At 63.7% G+C, this 18394-nt stretch carries 16 protein-coding genes and 1 tRNA gene; 6 read left to right on the plus strand and 11 right to left on the minus strand.

Annotated features, from left to right (window positions below; translation table 11 throughout):
• Positions 1-37: 37 nt before the first annotated feature.
• The 6 genes from BGP00_RS18550 to BGP00_RS18575 all read right to left on the minus strand — a co-directional run bounded on the left by BGP00_RS18550 (position 38) and on the right by BGP00_RS18575 (position 3447).
• Positions 38-424, minus strand: coding sequence for a GtrA family protein (locus BGP00_RS18550; protein ID WP_292688017.1), 387 nt, complete (start codon positions 422-424; stop codon positions 38-40).
• A complete protein-coding gene (locus BGP00_RS18555) occupies positions 421-1119 on the minus strand; it encodes a class I SAM-dependent methyltransferase (RefSeq protein WP_292688019.1) in 699 nt (232 codons plus the stop codon). The genes BGP00_RS18550 and BGP00_RS18555 overlap by 4 nt, the downstream gene beginning before the upstream one ends.
• Positions 1119-2297, minus strand: coding sequence for a glycosyltransferase family 2 protein (locus BGP00_RS18560; RefSeq protein WP_292688021.1), 1179 nt, complete (start codon positions 2295-2297; stop codon positions 1119-1121). The genes BGP00_RS18555 and BGP00_RS18560 overlap by 1 nt, the downstream gene beginning before the upstream one ends.
• 102 nt (positions 2298-2399) lie before the next feature.
• Positions 2400-2484, minus strand: a tRNA-Leu gene (locus BGP00_RS18565).
• 142 nt (positions 2485-2626) lie between these two features.
• Positions 2627-2905, minus strand: a complete 279-nt coding sequence (locus BGP00_RS18570; RefSeq protein WP_168603153.1) for an integration host factor subunit beta — start codon at positions 2903-2905, stop codon at positions 2627-2629.
• A 188-nt stretch (positions 2906-3093) separates the two neighbouring features.
• Positions 3094-3447 carry a GntR family transcriptional regulator gene (locus BGP00_RS18575; protein ID WP_292688025.1) on the minus strand — a complete coding sequence of 118 codons (354 nt, stop codon included), beginning with the start codon at positions 3445-3447 and terminating at the stop codon, positions 3094-3096.
• A 105-nt stretch (positions 3448-3552) separates the two neighbouring features.
• On the opposite strand from BGP00_RS18575, the gene BGP00_RS18580 reads away from it, so the two are divergent.
• Positions 3553-5337 (plus strand): peptide MFS transporter, encoded by a 1785-nt coding sequence (locus BGP00_RS18580; RefSeq protein ID WP_292688027.1) that lies wholly within the window; start codon positions 3553-3555, stop codon positions 5335-5337.
• Positions 5338-5353: 16 nt separating this feature from the next.
• Entirely contained in the window at positions 5354-6040 is a 687-nt protein-coding gene (locus tag BGP00_RS18585; RefSeq protein WP_292688029.1) for an NnrU family protein, read from the plus strand.
• A 259-nt stretch (positions 6041-6299) separates the two neighbouring features.
• Here the strand turns inward: BGP00_RS18585 and BGP00_RS18590 are convergent, their stop codons facing one another.
• From BGP00_RS18590 to rpe, 5 genes are all read right to left on the minus strand, one after another.
• The gene (locus BGP00_RS18590) at positions 6300-6806 is read right to left on the minus strand and encodes a transcriptional repressor (RefSeq protein WP_292688031.1); all 507 of its coding nucleotides are present in this window, start codon (positions 6804-6806) and stop codon (positions 6300-6302) included.
• Positions 6807-6825: 19 nt separating this feature from the next.
• On the minus strand, positions 6826-7515 hold the full coding sequence (msrA, locus tag BGP00_RS18595; RefSeq protein WP_292688033.1) for a peptide-methionine (S)-S-oxide reductase MsrA: 690 nt from the start codon (positions 7513-7515) through the stop codon (positions 6826-6828).
• Between the two features lie 328 nt (positions 7516-7843).
• Entirely contained in the window at positions 7844-9418 is a 1575-nt protein-coding gene (purH, locus tag BGP00_RS18600; RefSeq protein ID WP_292688035.1) for a bifunctional phosphoribosylaminoimidazolecarboxamide formyltransferase/IMP cyclohydrolase, read from the minus strand.
• Between the two features lie 330 nt (positions 9419-9748).
• Entirely contained in the window at positions 9749-11623 is a 1875-nt protein-coding gene (locus BGP00_RS18605; RefSeq protein WP_292688037.1) for a heparinase II/III family protein, read from the minus strand.
• Between the two features lie 3 nt (positions 11624-11626).
• Positions 11627-12289: a ribulose-phosphate 3-epimerase gene (gene rpe, locus BGP00_RS18610; protein WP_292688039.1), complete on the minus strand. Its 663-nt coding sequence runs from the start codon at positions 12287-12289 to the stop codon at positions 11627-11629.
• Positions 12290-12737: 448 nt separating this feature from the next.
• On the opposite strand from rpe, the gene BGP00_RS18615 reads away from it, so the two are divergent.
• The 4 genes from BGP00_RS18615 to BGP00_RS18630 are packed head-to-tail and all read left to right on the plus strand — an operon-like array spanning position 12738 to position 17850.
• On the plus strand, positions 12738-14753 hold the full coding sequence (locus BGP00_RS18615) for an EAL domain-containing protein (protein WP_292688041.1): 2016 nt from the start codon (positions 12738-12740) through the stop codon (positions 14751-14753).
• Positions 14754-14807: 54 nt separating this feature from the next.
• Positions 14808-16577, plus strand: coding sequence for a TadE/TadG family type IV pilus assembly protein (locus BGP00_RS18620; protein ID WP_292688043.1), 1770 nt, complete (start codon positions 14808-14810; stop codon positions 16575-16577).
• Positions 16574-17152: a TadE family protein gene (locus BGP00_RS18625; RefSeq protein WP_292688045.1), complete on the plus strand. Its 579-nt coding sequence runs from the start codon at positions 16574-16576 to the stop codon at positions 17150-17152. Before BGP00_RS18620 ends, BGP00_RS18625 begins: the two co-directional genes overlap by 4 nt.
• Positions 17149-17850, plus strand: a complete 702-nt coding sequence (locus tag BGP00_RS18630) for a hypothetical protein (RefSeq protein ID WP_292688047.1) — start codon at positions 17149-17151, stop codon at positions 17848-17850. Before BGP00_RS18625 ends, BGP00_RS18630 begins: the two co-directional genes overlap by 4 nt.
• Positions 17851-18394 lie beyond the last annotated feature (544 nt).

An 18394-nucleotide genomic window follows, 5' to 3' on the forward strand; every position in this document is an offset into this window, starting at 1 on the left:
CAAAGGGCCCCCGCCCTTTGCCCGCCGGAGGCAAAACCTATTTCCGGACAATCGCCCAGCGCGAGAGCAGGAAATTCATCCCCACCATCAGACAGGAGGCCAAAGGCGCGGCATAGACCATGGCCAGCCCCACCGGCCCGCGCAACACCCATGTGACGCCAAGGGCGAGCGGCGTATTGGTGCTCATGGCCAAAGCATAGCGGCCATAGCGCCCAAGGCTCATCGGCTCGCGAAAGGTCAGGTGCGAGTGGAGCGCATAGCCCACCAGCGAGACGACAATGAAGGACAGGGCAAAACCGACGCTGGAGATGGCCAGCGGCCCCGCGCCGCGCATCGCCCAGTCGGTGGCGATCATCACGCCATTATGCAGGGCAAGGCAGGTGGCGGCGACAAAGCCATAGGCCAGCCCGGTACGCAAACTCATACCGCGACATGCGCCCGCACGAGATAGACGCAGGCATTGTCATCGCGCATCTGGGCTGGGGTGATCGCATCCTCGACCACCGCGCGCGCATTCATCACCACCGCCAGCGCGCCCGCGATGATCGGCCCGACCACCGGCACTTTCTTGAGCACAAAGGCAAAGGCGGTCAGGCGGATCATCGTCGTGGTGGCCAGAGGGCCGCAGATCGAGTGCATTTCCTCGGTCACGATCCCGCGCGTTTCCAGATCCAGCACAAGTCCCGTGCGGGTCCAGCGGCGGTGGTCCTCCGGGTGGGGGTGATAAAACCAGCTGCCATGGGTGGAGAGGATCAGCGTGCCGCCCGGTTTCAGCAAACGGCGGATTTCCGCGCAATAGGCGTCCAGATCGGGCACATGCTCGAACACTTGCGCGGAAAGGATCGCATCCACGCTGTGATCGGGCAAAGGCACGCGCCCGTCCGGCCCGATCGGCAATTTGCCCTTGGCCTCGGCGTCCGCGTCAATATCGGCCGGGCGATAATCCAGCCCCAGCCCGCGCAGCAGCGAGGCATAGGGCATATCCCCGCAGCCCAGATCGACGATGCTGGCCCCCTTGGGCAAACGCTCGGCCTGCGCCCGGATCAGCTTGGCCAGCGGCCCCAACTGCAGCCAGTCGGTATGCCACATCGAGGGCGAAACGCGGCGCGCATCATGCATCACAGATCTTCCTCACCCGGCACAAAGGCCGCATCATGGCCCGCGATGATCGCCAGCAAAAACCCGCCCAGCGCGGTCTGCACCCCGATGGCGCCCGCCGCCGCCGCCACCACCAGCGGCAGCACCGAGGGCAGCGGCAGATAGCCCCCCGCCCGCCAGTTGATGCCGATCACCGCCAGCGCCGCGCCCGAAAACACCATCAGCCCCAGCCCAAGCACCAGCGCATGTTCAAGCGTCAGGATCGGGCTGAACCGATCAAACCATCCGTTGAGATCGCGATAGCCGGTGCGCACACCATAAAAATGCGTGGCCATGGCCATGATCGCGGCAAAATGGCCCACCGTCAGCAGGAAACCGGCCAGAATCGTCCAGCCCGCCCCCACCACCGGATTGCCCGCCAGCCAGCCCATGTCAAAGCCCATCGCCACGCCCAGAATCGCCACCGCCGCCAGCATCGCGATCATCGCGGGCACGCCAAACACCCATGTAGGCGAAAGCATCAGCAAGTAGCGCAAATGCCGCCACCCATCGCGCCATGGGCGCAAATGCGGCGCCCGGTCGCGCAGATCGGGCTGCAGCTTGGCCGGCACCTGTTCGATATGCAGTCCGCGCAGGGATGCCTTGATCACCATCTCGCTGGCAAATTCCATGCCGGTCGAGGAGAGCGCGCATTCTTCAAACGCCCGTTTCGTAATGGCCCGGATGCCGCAATGGGCGTCATCGATCCCACTGCGGTAAAACAGGTTCAAAATGCCCGTCAGCACCGGATTGCCGATATAGCGGTTTTTCCACGGCATCGCGCCCTTGGCGATGCCGCCTGCAAAGCGCGACCCCATGCACAGGTCCGCGCCTTCGAGCAATTGCCCGATCATCGCCACGCCATCGTTGAAATCATACGAGCCATCCGCGTCGCCCATCAGCAGGAAACGCCCATAGCCCCCTTCGCATCCGCCGATCAGCGCCGCGCCATAGCCGCGCCGGGGCACCGCCACCACGCGCGCGCCCTGCGCCGTGGCATAGGCCTGCGACCCGTCGGTGCTGCCATTGTCGGCGATGACGATTTCGGATTTCAGCCCATAGGCCACCTCGATCCGGTGGGCGGCCTCCTTGGCATTGGCGATGCAATGCGGCAGGCTCTGAATCTCGTTGAGACAGGGCATGATGATCGAAACATCCACGCCCCTGCCGCCTGTTGGCCCATCCGCTACTGGGACACCCGCTGCCGGATCGCCTGCCTGCTCGTTCACCGCATCACCCCGACCCCATATGCGCATCTGCACTGGTACGGACGGCGGGACTCGAACCCGCACGAGCAAAGCTCAAGGGATTTTAAGTCCCTGGCGTCTACCATTCCGCCACGTCCGCAAGGCAGGACCACGGCTCTGGCAGATCGGCGGGCAAACGGCAAGGGGGCCCGATGCCGGCCCGCGCCGCGCCAATAAAAAGCGCAGGCCTGCCCCCCCGTGGACAGCCTGCGCCTTTTACATCACTTGGCGATTATGCCCGTTCAGACATTGAGCCGGGCGCGCATTTCCTTGCCCGGCTTGAAGAAGGGCACTTTCTTGCCCGGCACGTCCACCGCTTCGCCGGTGCGCGGATTGCGCCCCTTTCGCGGATCGCGTTCGCGCGTCGAAAAGGCGCCAAACCCGCGCAGTTCCACCCGGCCGCCTTCGGCCAGACGCTGGGCGATTTCATCGAAAAACACATCGACGATCTTTTCCACATCGTCGGTGCGCAATTCGGGGTTAGCCTTGGCCAGTGCCTGCAACAATTCAGATCTGATCATGAATATACCCCCTCTGGGCCGCGGTCCCATTCCAATGGCCCGACCGATCAAACAACCTCTCTCCGGCTCGAGTCTTTTTGCCCGGCTCGGAAGCTTTTATGTACAGAAGTTCAAGACTTTGTACAATAGCGCCCCTAGGTGCAATACGGTGGAGCGCCTTTAACCAGCGATGGTTCCGGCGCGGCGGTTCAGGCGGAGGGGACGGTATTGTCCAGCAGGTCGTTAACGCGCAGCCCAAGCCGGGCGATCCGCGCCAGCACCTCGGGCCATTCCTTCTGCAAAAACCGTGTCTTTTCAGCATCAAGCAGCCAGGCCCGCGCGCCGGGGGCCACCATCATGCCCACGCCGCGCTGAACCTCGACCAATCCATCAAGCTGAAATTGCTGATAGGCCTTGGCCACGGTCAGCGGATTGGCGCCCTGTTCGGCGGCCAGTGCGCGCACCGACGGGAGCATGGAACCTTCCGGATAGGTGCCGTCGATGATGGCCGCGGCGATCATGTCGCGCAGCTTGAGATAGACCGGGCGGGTGCTGGCTGTCATGGCGCATCACTGCCATAATACAGCGCCTCACACAAGCGCCACCATCGCAGACAGCAGGCAACTTGGCGCTTTCCTTTGCTTACTTCGATGTTAATTTGCGCCCCCATGACAACACCTTCCGACGCGGCCCGAACCCCCGCCACCGGCCCCACATGGATGGGCCATCCGCGCCCGCTGGCCCGCCTGTTCGCCATCGAGATGTGGGAGCGCTTTGGCTATTACGGCATGCGCGCCCTGCTCATGCTCTACCTTACCAAACATTTCCTGCTGGGTGACCGGGTCTCGGCCGGGATCTATGGCGGCTATACCGCGCTGGTCTACCTGACGCCGCTGATCGGGGGGCTGCTGGCGGATCAGTATCTGGGGTCGAAACGGGCGGTCAAATTCGGCGCGCTGATTATGGCGGCGGGCTATTTCGCGCTGGCGCTGGGTGGTTCTCCGGCGCGGCCATGGGCGGAATATGACGGGGCGCGCCACGAAATCGTGGTCGAACATTACCGCGACGGGCCGACCAGCGCGGCAAATGAGACGCGCGCCGTGATCGACCATGGCCGCCACCTGCTCATCAAAGGGCAGGAGGACGGCAGCATCGACCTGATCGCGCCCGATGGTTCAGTGGCGCGCCATCTGGCCCCCGGCGTGCTGAAGGAAGGCGCAGACCGGGATGAGCTGCGTCTGGCCATCACGCTGATGGCGCTTTCAGCGGTGGCAGTGGGCAATGGTTTCTTCAAACCCAATATCGCCACCATCGTCGGCCTGCTCTATGCCGATGGCGATCAACGGCGCGATGCCGGTTTCAGCATCTTCTATATGGGCATCAACCTTGGCTCATGGCTGGGGCAAATGGCCTGCCCGATTCTGGCCGACCATTTCGGCTGGGGGGCGGGTCTGGCCTCGGCCGGGGCGGTGATGCTGATCGCATGGGCGATGATGCATTACAGCCAGCGCAGCCTTGGCGGATTGGGCGAGCCGCCCGCAACCACCGGGCGTGATCCGGCGCTCTGGATTTATCCGGCGGCGATTCTGGCGATTCCGGCCTGCTATTTCCTCTTCACCAATCTGATGCACGCTCCCGCCCCGACGGCGGGCGCAGGCTTCATCGGCTATCTGATGGGCCTGCCGGTGATGGGCAAATTGCTCTGCGCCACCTTCGGCCTCAGCCTGCCCGCGATCCTGATCTGGTCCTGGCGCGCGGGCAGCCGGGCCGAGTTTGAGATGATGCTGGCCGCGATCATCCTGATGGTGTTCAACACCGTGTTCTGGAGCCTGTTTGAACAGGCTGGTTCCAGCCTCACCCTGTTTGCCGACCGCAATGTCGACCGCTCGGTGTTCGGATGGTTCGAAATGTCGGCGCCCGGCACCCAGCAGTTCAACGCCATCGGCATCATCACGCTGGCCCCGATCATGGGGGCCTTGTGGTCGGTGCTGGCCCGGCGCGGGTGCGAGCCTTCGATTCCCATCAAGTTCAGCATGGGGCTGATCGGGGTTGGCGCGGGCTTTCTGTTCCTTGTGCTGGGCACGCATTTTGCCGGGGCCGATTACCGGGTCGGGCTGGGCTGGCTGGCGGGGCTGTATCTCATTCATTCGGTGGCCGAATTGTGCATTTCGCCGGTCGGCATGTCGATGATCACCAAACTGTCCATCGCGCGCGTGGTCGGGCTGATGATGGGGGCGTGGTATCTCTCGCTGGCCATGGGGCAATATGGCGCGGGCCTGCTGGCGCAAATGGCGACGGTGGAAACCGTGGGCGGACAGGTCACCAATCTGAAGCTCAGCCTCGATACCTATGTCGGCGTGTTTACCCAGATCGGGATCGTGACCATCGGCGTGGGGCTGGTGTTGCTTGCGCTGTCGGGGGCGATCCGAAAGTTGATGCATGGGGTGAGTTGAGCTGGAGTAAGCTGAGATGGATCAGGCGTTTTCATGGCTGCTGACCGGGGCGATGGCCTTTGTCGGATCGCATCTGCTGATGTCGCACCCATGGCGCGCGGGGCTGCTCGCGCGGCTGGGGGAAAAGGGCTTTATGGGGCTCTATTCGGTGGTCTCTTTTGCCACGCTGGGCTGGACGATTGCCGCGTTTCGCAGCGTTGGGCCGGGCGGCGCCCCGCTCTGGGACGGCACGGGCGAGGCCATGTGGATCATCGCCAGCCTGCTCTCGCTGGTCGGCATCACGCTGCTGCTGGGGTCCTTGCATGGCAATCCCGCCATGCCTCAAGTGCCGGGCGAGAAAATCGCCGCTGCCCGCGCCACAGGCGTGTTCGCCGTCACCCGCCACCCGATGATGTGGGGCATCGCGCTCTGGGCGCTGGCGCATATTCTGGTCGCGCCCACCCCGCGCGTCCTCGTGCTGATGGTGGCCATGGCCGCGCTGGCGCTGATCGGCGCGCGGCTTCAGGATAGGAAAAAGGCGGTGCTGCTGGGCGTCGCATGGGAAAGCTGGAGCGCGCAGACATCCTATTGGCCGCGTTTGGCCGGGTTGGGGCGGATCTCGCCGCTGCTCTGGGGGATCGGTGTGTTGGTCTGGCTGGGGGCCACGTTCGGGCATGTCCACGCCAATCATGTGTTGGCGGGGGTATGGCGGTGGGTTTTGTGAGGTTTATGCCTCCGGCGGGCAAAGGGCGGGGGCCCTTTGCAATCCCGTTACTGTCGGCGTGGCGCTAAGAGTTCGGCATCAGGTATCGAACGCAGCGTTGGGATTTTTAAAGCCTGCGGCGCCAATCAGCGCAACCTAGCCGCGCCGCAGGCTATATAAACCATACCCCAAACGCATCACTGCCCATCCTGCCCCACCCCATTAATGGGATTGCAAAGGGACCGAGTCCCTTTGCCCGCCGGAGGCACCTTAAAACCCTTCACTCCGCGCCCGAAGAACACTCCCCACACATCCCGCGCAATTCCACCACCGGCCGCACATCGGCAAACCCGGCCTCACGCGCAGCCTGAATCAGCGCCCCGGTCAGGCGGTCATCGTCGATATGCACCGCCTTTCCGCATCCATCGCAGATGAGGAAGATGCAGTCGTGGCGGCAACCGGGGTGGGGGTTGGCGATATAGGCGTTGGCGCTTTCGACTCGCCGGGCCAGATTCGTCCGCACAAAGAGGTCGAGGATGCGATAGACGCTGTTGGCTGCCACACGCTTGTCGCGGGCCTTGGAAACGGCCTCGGCAATGTCATAGGCGCTGGCGGGCTTGGCGTGTCCGGCAAGGGCGTCGAACACATCGCCGCGCATTTCGGTCCATTGCTCGCCGGCGGTTTCCAGCGCGTTGCGGGCGGCGATGACAAGGCCCTCTCCGCTGTATTCGCGGTGGCGGGGATGCTCGTGGGCGTGTTCTTGGACGTGATCATGCGTAGCGCTCATGGCGCACCTATAGCCCAAATCAGTTGCGGGTGAAATCAGCCTTATAATCGCCCGGGAACATCTGTTTGAGCGCGGCCACCTTGGGCACGTCCCAATAGGCGATATAGGGGTGGGTGGGGTTGAGGGCCGCGAAATCCTGATGGTATTTTTCGGCCGGATAGAATTGGCGCAGAGGTTCGATTTTGGTGGCGATGCGGCCATGCCACAGGCCAGATGCGGCGATCTGGGCCAGATAGGCGTGGGCAACCTTGTCCTGTTCGGGACTGACGGGGATCAGCGCGCTGCGATATTGCGGGCCGATGTCGGGCCCCTGGCCATTGGCCTGCGTGGGGTCGATGATGACCGAGAAGAATATGCGCAGCAGTTCGTCATAGCGCACCTGCGCCGGGTCATAGGTGACGCGCACCGCCTCGGCATGGCCGGTGTTGCCCTGGCCCACATCGTCATAATGCGCGGTATTGGCCGCCCCGCCGTGATAGCCCGAGACCGCGCTGGTCACGCCCTTCACATGGCTGAACACCGCCTCGACGCCCCAGAAGCAGCCACCGGCGAACACCGCCTGTTTCAGGCCCGGCGCTTCCTGCGCCGGGGCAGACGCCGCGGGGGCGACCGTCGTGTGGGTGTTGGCCGCATCAGCGTTCTGGCACGCGGCCACCGACACCAGCAGCGCCATCGCGAAAGGCAGGGCAAAGAGAAAGCCCCGCGCCATGGCTATTGGCTGGCCGGAGCGGCGATCGCCTGCCCCACAAGGCCGGTCAGGCCGCCGGGCCCGGTGGACATCACTGCAACAATCAGAGCGCCCCCCAGCGCAAAGCCAATAGCGAAAGAGCGAAACAAATCGCGGTTCAAGAGGCGCATCAGAAGAGTCCGGGAAATTGACTGTCGGGCAGCCAGATGGGGATGATTCCCGGAATGTCTAGACCATCCCGCCTGAACCTTGCGCAACGCCGCGATAAAACGGGGGCCGTATACGACGAAATGCTGCAACGCGGTGGGGCGTTGCAGCATTGCATCAGATCAAGCGTTTAATGCGCCGATCAATGGCGGAAGTGGCGCATGCCGGTGAAGACCATGGCAAGACCCGCTTCATCGGCCGCCTTGATGACTTCATCATCGCGCATCGAACCGCCCGGCTGGATCACCATGGTCGCGCCCGCTTCCACCGCGGCCAGCAGGCCGTCGGCAAAGGGGAAGAACGCATCCGAGGCCACCGCGCTGCCCTTGGTGCGCGTTTCGGCAAAGCCATGGGTTTCGGCGGCTTCGGCGGCCTTGGCGGCGGCGATGCGGCTCGAATCGCGGCGGTTCATCTGGCCTGCGCCGATCCCGGCGGTCACGCCTTCCTTGGCATAGACGATGGCGTTCGACTTCACATGCTTGGCCACGGTCCAGGCGAAGAGCGCGTCCTTCAATTCCTGCTCGCTGGGCTGGCGCTGGGTCACGACCTTGAGGTCATCAAGGCTGATGGCGCCATTGTCGCGGTTCTGAACCAGCAGACCGCCCGCAATCGGCTTGGCAATCAGACCGCCGCGCTTGGCATCGGGGATTTCGCCGATCAGCAGCAGGCGCAGGTTCTTCTTCTTGGCAAACACCGCCTTGGCATCGTCATTGGCGTCGGGCGCCACGACCACTTCGGTGAAGATGCCGCTGATCGCTTCGGCGGTCGGGCCGTCGAGCGGGCGGTTGACGGCAATGATGCCGCCAAAGGCCGAAACGCTGTCGCACTTGAACGCCGCCTCATAGGCCTCGACCAGCGTTGCCGCCGTGGCGACGCCGCAGGGGTTGGCGTGCTTGACGATCACGACGGTCGGCTCGGCATCCTTGAATTCGGCCAACAGTTCGAGCGCGGCATCGGCATCGTTGTAATTGTTGTAGCTCAGCTCCTTGCCCTGCACCTGCACGGCCTGGGCCAGACCCTTTTCCTTCGCGCCATGCGGGATGTAAAGGGCCGCTGCCTGATGCGGGTTTTCGCCGTAACGCAGTTCCGACACGCGCGCGCCGGTGATGGCGATGGTTTCGGGGAAAGTCTCGCCCTGATCGACAGTGGCGAACCACTGGCTGATCGCGCCATCATAGGCGGCGGTCAGCGCATAGGCCTTGGCGGCAAACTTGCGGCGCTGGGCCAGCGTCGTTTCGCCATTGGCGACGATGGCATAATCGGCCGGATCGGTGACGATGGCGACGAAATCGTGGTTCTTGGCCGCGCTGCGCACCATCGACGGGCCGCCGATGTCGATGTTTTCGATGATCTCTTCGCGCGTGCCGCCCTTGGCCACCGTCTGAACGAAGGGATAGAGGTTGACCACCACCAGATCAATCGCGCCGATCGCATGCTCGTTCATGCTGGCCACATGCTCGGCATTGTCGCGCACGGCCAGCAGGCCGCCGTGAACCTTGGGGTGCAGCGTCTTGACACGGCCGTCCATCATTTCGGGAAAGCCGGTCAGTTCCGAAATGTCCTTCACATCCAGCCCGGCGTCGCGCAGCGCCTTGGCCGTGCCGCCGGTCGAAACCAGCTCGACACCCTTGCCGGCCAGCGCCTTGCCCAGATCAACAAGGCCCGTCTTGTCCGAAACAGAGAGCAAAGCCCGGCGAATGGTGACAGTGTCAGTCATGGGTGGTGTGTCCTGTGAAGCTGCGTGTTTGGCGCGGCCCTTAAGGATTTTGGCGGTTTTGGGAAGGGTGAAGGGGGGATTTTTTGATCAGGAAGGAAGGATTGAATGCGAGGGTCCAGACCCTCGCGCTCCCGTTACTGTCTTCGTTGCGCCATGGGTTCGGCGGCAAGTGTCGGACGCAGCGTTGGAATTTTGGAATAACGCTACCTCTCCGCGCCGCAGGCATTAAATTACGCCGCTTCGCGGATCACCCCACCCCGGCAAACCTCACGCAACCCCATTAACGGGATTGCAAAGGGACCGAGTCCCTTTGCCCGCCGGAGGCAATAATCACCCCATCTTCTTCAAAATCCAAGAAAAGCTCCCGCCCCCCCGCGAAACCATCCCCTGAATCACCAATTGCTGCACCGGCACCGGACGCCCCTGCCCATCGGCCCAGATCGATTCCTCGATGGCGATTTCGCCCCCGCCGCTGCGGAATTGCCAGTAGGAGCCATCAGGCAGCGCCATGCCCACGCCTTGTTTGTCCTCGGACAGGCCGACCTCGACGCCGGGGCCGAGGTGGAAGCGCAGCGCATAGGAGACCATGCCGCGCTTGCCCTTGCGTCCGGTGGGGACGAGCAGATCCTCGCCGCGCAATTCGGTGCCGTCGTCGCGCAGGATCAGGATGCGGCGATGGGTCAGGCCATAGCGCCCGGCATAGCCATCGTGGCTGGCCTCAAGGCGGGTGGCGCCCCATGTGCGCCCGGATGTGCCGTTGCGCTCGCCCTCGATACTGCGGCGGTCCACCTCGACCTCGGCCACGCCCGAGCCAAGCCCGCCGTTGATCAGCACAGCCGTCGAATTGGCATCGTCGAGCACCAGCGTCGAATGGGCCGCCGTGGCGCGCAGCCCCTGATCCAGCCGCACCGGCATCAGGCCGCCCGCCGCCGCGCCGCCGCCGCAATTGACGATCACGCGCTGTCCGGCATGGCTCAGCTCAAAGGCCAGCGTCGAGGCGCAGCCGTTGCGCGCGTGGCGCGTCAGCGGCGGGGGCGCAGCGTCGAACTGCATCACGCTCTTGCCCGCCACCACGCGCTGATAGCCCCATTGGCGGACCTCGCGCAGGGGTCTTGTCCGCACGCCCGTGGCCGCGATCAGCGAGGAAACGTCAGAGGCCGACACCGCCCATCCGCCCTGCCAACTGCCCAAGGCGCCATCGCCATGGGTCAGCGCCAGCAAGGGCGGCACCATCAGCGAGAGGATCGATTCGAGCGCAGCGGGCGGTTCGCGCCGCGTCGCGCGATAGCAGGCGATCAATTGCACCAGGAGCGCAATCGCCTCCATCTGGCCCAGCGGGCTGCGCGCCATGCAGCCGCCATCATCGCCCAGCAATTCGCCCAGCGACGCGATCAGCCCCGCCTCACCATAGAGCCTGCGCGGGCGGCCATCGGGCAGCAGCAGCCCGGCCGCGACAATCGCGCACCAGCCCGCCACCTGCGCCAGCGTATCCTCGCCCTTGGCCACATGGCGGTCCAGCCAGCGCGCATGATCGGCCATCGCCCCCAACGTCTGCACCCGCAGCGTCTTGTCGCCGCCCGAGAGCAGCAGCGGCGCATGGACCAGCCAGCCGAGCAGCCGCGCGCCCGTATAGGCCACCGTCCACGCGGGCCCCTTGCCGGGGCGCGAGGGCGGCTTGGGATTGGCCATCAGCCATGCGGCCAAAATCCGTTCGGCCACCGGCGAGACCTGTTCGCGCGGCCCCGCCGCCTCCAGATCGGCCAGCCAGTGAAACCCATGCACCAGCCGTTCGAGCGGCGGCGCCAACCGCCCCGCCCCGGCCAGATCGAGCTGGGCAATCGGCTGTTTCAGCCCATGGACGAGAAAATGCCCGGAGCGCAGCGCCGCCCCCGCCGTCTTGTCGCCCGCCAGCGGATTCGTCACCGTGGCCAGCAATTTGGGCCGCGCGGGCTTGCGGAAAGGAGCGGTCAGCACCTGCCCCGGAACGCCGATGCGATAGGCCAGCCGGATCAGCCTTTCACCCGCCCCCAGCGAGGGCGGCGTGAAATCGGCCAGCGCCAGCGCGCGGCCCGGTTCGACCACCTGCGCTGACGCTTCGTTGGTTTCGACGCTTTCGCCTTCTTCCAGCGTCGGTAATGGGATAGCCTGCCCCTTGCCCTTCCCCGCCTTGCGGGGCTTGCCCTGTGCAGACATATCCAGGTTCATGGTTCAGCCCAGTCCTTTGAGCGCCGCGATATTCGCGGCATAGTGATCCGGCCCCCCCCGGAAGGTGGCCGTGCCCGCCACCAGAGCATTGGCCCCGGCCGAAATGGCCAGCGGCGCGGTGGTGGTGTCAATGCCGCCATCCACCTCCAGATGGATCTCGCGCCCGGTCTTGTCGATCATCTTGCGGATCGCCTCGATCTTGCGAAGCTGGCTGGAAATGAACTTCTGTCCGCCAAAGCCGGGGTTGACGCTCATCACCAGCACCAGATCGATGTCATCGATCAGATAGTCGAGCATCTTGGCAGGCGTGGCCGGGTTGAGCGAGACGCCCGCCTTGCAGCCTGCGGCATGGATCGCCTGCACCGTGCGGTGGCTATGCGGCCCGGCCTCGGGGTGAAACGTGATGATGTCGGCGCCCGCATCGGCAAAGGCCTGAATATAGGGATCGACCGGCTGGATCATCAGATGGACGTCGAAGATCTTCTTCGTGTGGGGGCGCAGCGCCTTGACCACCATCGGCCCGATGGTGATGTTGGGCACGAAATGACCGTCCATCACATCGACATGGATCCAGTCGGCACCGGCCGCGTCAATCGCGCGCACTTCCTCGCCCAGCCGGGAAAAATCGGCGGAAAGGATCGAAGGGGCAATCAGAGGCAAGCTCATCACACCAGTTCCACACATGTTGATGCGGCGATAAACGCCATGATTCGCGCAGTCACAAGCACGTAGTTCTCCATTTTCCACACACTTATCGCCGCCGGGCGGCTTGGTGCAGGCAAAAGCTGCGGATTTATGCGCCTTTGCGGCGCGTCAAGCCTCCGTTATTCCCGGCAAAGCGACATAAACCAGAGCCTGCTGCAGTTTTCTGGGGAAAAACCGCTAGGCCCGTCTCCGCAAGCGCAAGAGAATGAGGGGCCGGAGCCGGTCTTTTGCCCGTCCGGCCGCCCTCCCATGGTGAATAGTCCGTTAGCCAAAACTAGGGCTAATGACCTGTTGTCGCCCAAAAGCTTCGGCAAGAGCGTGTCGCCTATCATGCGCCCAGGATGGATGCCCGACAGATCGGCCGGATTGGTCAATTGGCACTGGCGGCTCGCATGGGTGGATAATAACAATGGACAGCAGGAATTCGCCGCAGGAAGCCCAGCGCAAGGGGCTGCTGCGTCCGATCAACGGATTGGTGGTCGCGGCGATTCTCATGCTGGTGGGCGCAACGACCTTTACCCTGATACGGATGGGCAAGGGCGCCAATGACTATGAATTCGGCATTATCAACCGCAGCTGGCAGCACAATGTGCAGCAATGGCAGGCCAGCGGCCAGACGCTGATCCGTCAGGACGAGGCGCCCGCCCGTCTGGCGGCGGACGACCGGCGCTGGATCGAACAGGCCGTTCTGGCCCCGATGCGCACGCAGATCGGGTCCGCACAGGTCCGGCTGGAACCGGCCGAACCGGCGGACAAGGCGGTGGCGCTGCGCCTCGTCCATGGCACGGCCATCCTTTCGCTGCCCATGACCGCGCGGACGCCGGCCGGCGCGCCTGCGCCCTATGTGCTGCGCGTGGCGGTGGATCAGGGGCTGGTTTCGCAATTCGGCGGCCAGCATGGACAGGTCCATCTCCTGCTGCCCAAGGGCAAACCGCCGATCAGCGGCTATCACATCATGCCCCTGACCAGCCCCGACGGCCAATTGGTGGCCTCGCTGGCATGGCCCGCGATCAATCCATTCAAGGCATCGGAAACCGAGATTCCTCAGATGCTGCTGGCTATTGCGGCGGCCTTCCTGATGCTGGTCTGGCTTTTCATGCGGCGCAGCAACACGATTGCCAGCGACCTGATCGCCAGCGAGGCGCGCGCGCGTCATCTGGCCTTTCACGACACGCTGACCGGATTGCCCAACCGGGCGATGATGTTTGACCGGCTGGGACAGCTTCTGGCCATGTCGCGCCGCTATGCCGGGGAAATGGCGGTCCATTGCCTCGATCTCGACCGGTTCAAGGAGGTCAATGACACGCTGGGCCATCATGCGGGCGACGAATTGATCCAGCAGGTCGCGCGGCGGCTGAGCGAATTGTGCCGCGATTCCGATACGGTGGCGCGGCTGGGCGGCGATGAATTCGTGATCCTGCAGCCCGAGGCCGATGGTTCGGGCGCCTCGCATCTGGCCCAGCGCGTGCTCAAACTGTTCGAAACGCCCTTTGTGCTGGAGGCGGGCGTGGTCGAGGTGGGGGTTTCCATCGGCGTCACGCTGGTGTCCAACCCGGAAATGGAACCGGCCGAGGCGCTGCGTCAGGCCGATCTGGCGCTTTATGGTTCCAAGGAAAACGGGCGCAACCGCGTCACCTTTTTCGAACCCGACATGGATGCCGCGCTGCGCATGCGGCGCAGTCTGGAAAGCGATCTGCGCAAGGCGCTGGCCGATGGCAGTCTGACCATGGTCTATCAGCCCCAGATGGACGGGCGCGGGGCGATCGACGCGATAGAGGCGCTGGTGCGCTGGAACCATCCCGAACGCGGCAGCATCGCCCCCTCGATCTTTGTGCCCCTTTGCGAGGAAAGCGGGCTGATCCTCGATCTGGGCGAATTCGTGTTCCGCCGCGTGTTTGAGGAAACCGCCGGATGGGGCGACATCCGTGTGGCGATCAATGTCTCGGCGCTGCAATTGCGCTCGCCCATGTTCATGGCGACGTTGACGCGGCTGGTGGCCGAATTCCGGGTCAATCCCGAACGCTATGAAATCGAGATCACCGAAACCGCCTTGCTGGGCGATGACGGCATCACGCGCGACAATATCACCATGCTGAAACAGGAAGGCTTTTCCATCGCACTCGATGATTTCGGCACCGGCTATTCCAGCCTCAATTCGCTCAAGCGCTTTTCGGTCGACAAGATCAAGATCGACCGCAGCTTTGTCCATAACCTTGAGGCCAATGACGAGGCCGAAGGGCTGGTCGATGCCATCGTCAAGCTGGGCCGCGCGCTCAAACTGGATGTCGTGGCCGAGGGCGTGGAAACCGAGCATCAGCGCGACCGTCTGGCCGCCTGCGGATGCAACACGTTTCAGGGCTTCCTGGTCTCGCGCCCGGTGCCCGCAGCCGAGCTGAACGGGCTGTTTTCCGGCCATAATCCGTAATCGCCCGGATGGGCGCTTGGCCAAAGGCAAATGTTTGAACGGCATAATGGCGCGGTGTCACACCATCCCCGCCCCTTCCTGTCGCGCCTGATCGCCAACCGGCGGGGCAACGCCCTGCCGATGCTGGCGCTGATCCTGTCGCTGCTGATGGCCTTTGTCGGCTGCGCGGTGGATGGGGCGCGGATGTATATGGTCAATGCCCGCCTGCAACAGGCCTGCGATGCCGGGGTTCTGGCCGGGCGCAAGGCGATGACCGACACCAGCACCGGCAACACCACGCTGGATTCGACCGCAACGGCGGCGGCCAACGCCTTTTTCGCCAACAATATCCGCACCGGCTGGTACGGCATCACCTCACTCAGCTTTACCCCCGCCAAGACCGCCGACGCGCAGGTCAGCGCCACCGCCAGCGCGGCCATGCCCATGACGCTGATGCGCGCTTTCGGCTACAGTTCGATCACGCTCAATGCCGTGTGCCAAGCCACCTATCAGATCAGCGACACCGATGTGATCTTCGTGCTGGACACCACCGGCTCGATGGCCTGCCTGCCCTCGGATGACACCACCACCTGCAACAACTATGTCAACTCGGTGACCGCCACAGCCTATTCCCGCCCCGCCGACGGCACCGGTAGCGGCAATACCAGCACGGCGGGCTATCCCGGATCGACCGCCTATTATGTGCCGGAAAAATCCGGCTCGCGGATCAGCGCGCTGCGCAGCGCGGTGCTTTCCTTCTATGACACGATGGCCGCCTCGATCGATGTCAACACGCGGGTGCGCTATGGCTTTGTCACCTATACGTCGACGATCAATTCGGGCCGCGCGATCATGGACATCAACCCGGCCTATATCGTGGGCGGTCTGGGCAGCGTGAACACGAGCTGGAATTATCAGACCCGCGTGCTGACCGGCACGGGCTTTTCCTTCTCCTGCTTCTGCACCCTGCCCAATTGGCAATACAAGCAGAGCCCGCAATTGCTGACCACCTTTGTCACCGGCGCGCCCACGGTGGACCCGACCAAATATGTGAACACCACCGACACGTGGGAAGGCTGTATCGAGGAAGCCTATACCACCCCGGGCGTCACCAGCTTTTCCACCACCAGCCTGCCCAATGACCTGAACCCCGACCTGAAGCCGGGCAGCGACATCCGCACGCAATGGAAGCCGATGTGGACGGCCGTCACCTATGCGCGCAACAATTACAACAGCACCGCCACCGCCACATCCAGCGGCGACACCAGCAACAGCCCCAATCTCGATCAGGCCGCCTATTACAAGGCGGGCTATATCAGCTGCGGCAAGCCGGTTTCGCGTCTGGCCGCGATGACCCGCACGCAAGTGTCCAATTACGTCAACGCCACGGATTTTCGCGCGATGGGCGGCACCTATCATGATCTGGGCATGATCTGGGGCACGCGGCTGATTTCGCCCGACGGCATCTTTGGCGCCGATACCGCCGCGACCACCGGCCGCGATGCGCCCAAGCGGATCATCGTATTCCTGACCGACGGCGATCTGGCGCCCAGCCAGTATATCTACGGCTCCTATGGCATGGAATATTACGACCAGCGCGTGTCGGGCGGCGATCTGGCCAATCTGAAAAATTATCACAATGCGCGCTTCCTGGCCGCTTGCGCCGCAGCCAAGGCCAAGAACATAAGCGTGTGGACCGTGGCGCTGGGCATGAGCAGCACAACCGAGCTGACCCAATGCGCGACCTCGCCCTCGCAGGCGCTCTCCACCACATCGGGATCGGGCCTGTCCGCCCAATTCGCCACCATCGCCAGCAAGATCGCCAAGCTGCGGATTTCGAAATGAAGCGGCTGTGGCGTGATCGCGGCGGCGCGGCGCTGGTGGAATTCGCGCTGGTTTTACCGGTGATGCTGCTGATGGGGATGGGCCTGTGCGAAATGGCCTATCAGGCCTATATGCAGGCGATCCTGACGGGCGCGGTGCAAAAGGCCGGGCGCGACAGCACGGTGGAAAGCGCCAACACCACCACCATCGACAATGCCGTGCTGCAGGCGGTGAAGAACATCAACGGCAATGCGGCCTTTGTCTCGGGCTATCCGATGCGCAAATCCTATGCTTCGTACGGCTATATCTCGCCCGAGAGCTTTGTCGACAGCAACGGCAACGGCATGCGCGATCCCGGCGAATGTTTTACCGATGTGAACGGCAACGGCATCTGGGATGCCGATCCGGGCGTATCGGGCAATGGCGGGGCGGGCGATACGGTGCTCTATACCGCCTCGATCACCTACACCCGCCTGTTTCCGCTGGGCCTGTGGCTGGGCTGGGGCAAAACGGCCACGCTTTCGGCCAGCACGATCCTGAAAAACCAGCCATGGGCGATGCAGACCACCACGGCGGCGGCCACGGTATGCACATGATTACCATGATGCGCCGCCTGCTGCGCGATGGTTCGGGCGCCTCGCTGATCGAATTCGCGCTGGCGCTGCCGGTCGTGTTCTACATGGGCGGGGCGGGAATCGAATATACCAACATGGCCCGCGTCCAGATGCAGATCAGCCAGATCACGCTCGATCTGGCCGACAATGCCAGCCGGGTGGGTCTTGCCAGCAATCTGGCCGCAACCCAGATCCGCGAAACCGACATGAACGATGTGCTGGCGGGCGCGCGGCTGCAGGGCAACGGGCTGGGCCTGACCACCAACGGGCGCGTCACCATCTCCAGCCTGGAAATGGTCCAGCAATCCTATGACACCGTGCCCGTGCAGCGCATCCACTGGCAACGCTGCATCGGGCTGAAAAGCGGCAGCGGCTATGCCTCATCCTATGGCACCACATCGGCCACTGCGGGAACGGACGCCACCGTGGCCAATGCGGGCACGACCATGGCCACGGGCATGGGCGACACCGGATACAAGGTCAACGCCCCCACCGGCGCCGGGGTGATGTTCGTCGAGGTCAATTACACCTACCAGCCTTTTTTCGGCACGATGTTCGTGGCCAACAAGCTGATGCATAACAGCGCCAGCTTTGTGGTGCGCGACCTGCGCGATTATTCGCAGATCTATAACCCCAGCCCGGCAGCGACGCGGATGACGTGCGATAAGTATACGAGTTAGAAGAAGGGGTTAGATGCGAGGGTCTAGACCCTCGCGCTCCCGTTACTGTCCGCGTTGCGCCAAGGGTTCAGCCAATGGGTATCGGACGCACTATCGAGTTTTAAAAGCCTGCGGCGCCAAGCAGTCGGAGCTTTCCGCGCCGCAGGCTTTCCATCATTGCAAAAAACACCCGCTGGCCAACCCGGCGCCACCCATTAACGGGATTGCAAAGGGCCCCCGCCCTTTGCCCGCCGGAGGCACCCGAAAAGCCCGCCGGAGGCATAATCCCCATGAACAGCCGGATGGCGCGCGGCAAGCTGCCCCCAGCGCCACACCACCATCCGGCCATTCGGGAACGCGACATGCCCCGCCCATCGGCATGAACAGATCGCGCGCCCCCTGTTGCTGGTAACGGCTTGCCCCCCAAGCCGCCGGCAACATATCGAACAATTCAGCCTATGAATGTCAACGCTTGCAGACCTTGCTCGTAAAGGCAACAGGATCATAGGGTTCGGGGCAAAATATCCTTGCCCGGCCCGCCGCCAGCCATTCGTCATTTGACGTA

This window comes from Novosphingobium sp. 63-713, from assembly GCF_001898925.1.
Lineage (GTDB): Bacteria > Pseudomonadota > Alphaproteobacteria > Sphingomonadales > Sphingomonadaceae > Novosphingobium.

Coding starts and splice junctions, on each gene's coding strand:
- BGP00_RS18550 (WP_292688017.1), bottom strand. CDS start 424: ATGAGTTTGCGTACCGGGCTGGCCTATGGCTTTGTCGCCGCCACCTGC.
- BGP00_RS18555 (WP_292688019.1), bottom strand. CDS start 1,119: ATGCATGATGCGCGCCGCGTTTCGCCCTCGATGTGGCATACCGACTGG.
- BGP00_RS18570 (WP_168603153.1), bottom strand. CDS start 2,905: ATGATCAGATCTGAATTGTTGCAGGCACTGGCCAAGGCTAACCCCGAA.
- BGP00_RS18575 (WP_292688025.1), bottom strand. CDS start 3,447: ATGACAGCCAGCACCCGCCCGGTCTATCTCAAGCTGCGCGACATGATC.
- BGP00_RS18580 (WP_292688027.1), top strand. CDS start 3,553: ATGACAACACCTTCCGACGCGGCCCGAACCCCCGCCACCGGCCCCACA.
- BGP00_RS18585 (WP_292688029.1), top strand. CDS start 5,354: ATGGATCAGGCGTTTTCATGGCTGCTGACCGGGGCGATGGCCTTTGTC.
- BGP00_RS18590 (WP_292688031.1), bottom strand. CDS start 6,806: ATGAGCGCTACGCATGATCACGTCCAAGAACACGCCCACGAGCATCCC.
- msrA (WP_292688033.1), bottom strand. CDS start 7,515: ATGGCGCGGGGCTTTCTCTTTGCCCTGCCTTTCGCGATGGCGCTGCTG.
- purH (WP_292688035.1), bottom strand. CDS start 9,418: ATGACTGACACTGTCACCATTCGCCGGGCTTTGCTCTCTGTTTCGGAC.
- BGP00_RS18605 (WP_292688037.1), bottom strand. CDS start 11,623: ATGAACCTGGATATGTCTGCACAGGGCAAGCCCCGCAAGGCGGGGAAG.
- rpe (WP_292688039.1), bottom strand. CDS start 12,289: ATGAGCTTGCCTCTGATTGCCCCTTCGATCCTTTCCGCCGATTTTTCC.
- BGP00_RS18615 (WP_292688041.1), top strand. CDS start 12,738: ATGGACAGCAGGAATTCGCCGCAGGAAGCCCAGCGCAAGGGGCTGCTG.
- BGP00_RS18625 (WP_292688045.1), top strand. CDS start 16,574: ATGAAGCGGCTGTGGCGTGATCGCGGCGGCGCGGCGCTGGTGGAATTC.
- BGP00_RS18630 (WP_292688047.1), top strand. CDS start 17,149: ATGATTACCATGATGCGCCGCCTGCTGCGCGATGGTTCGGGCGCCTCG.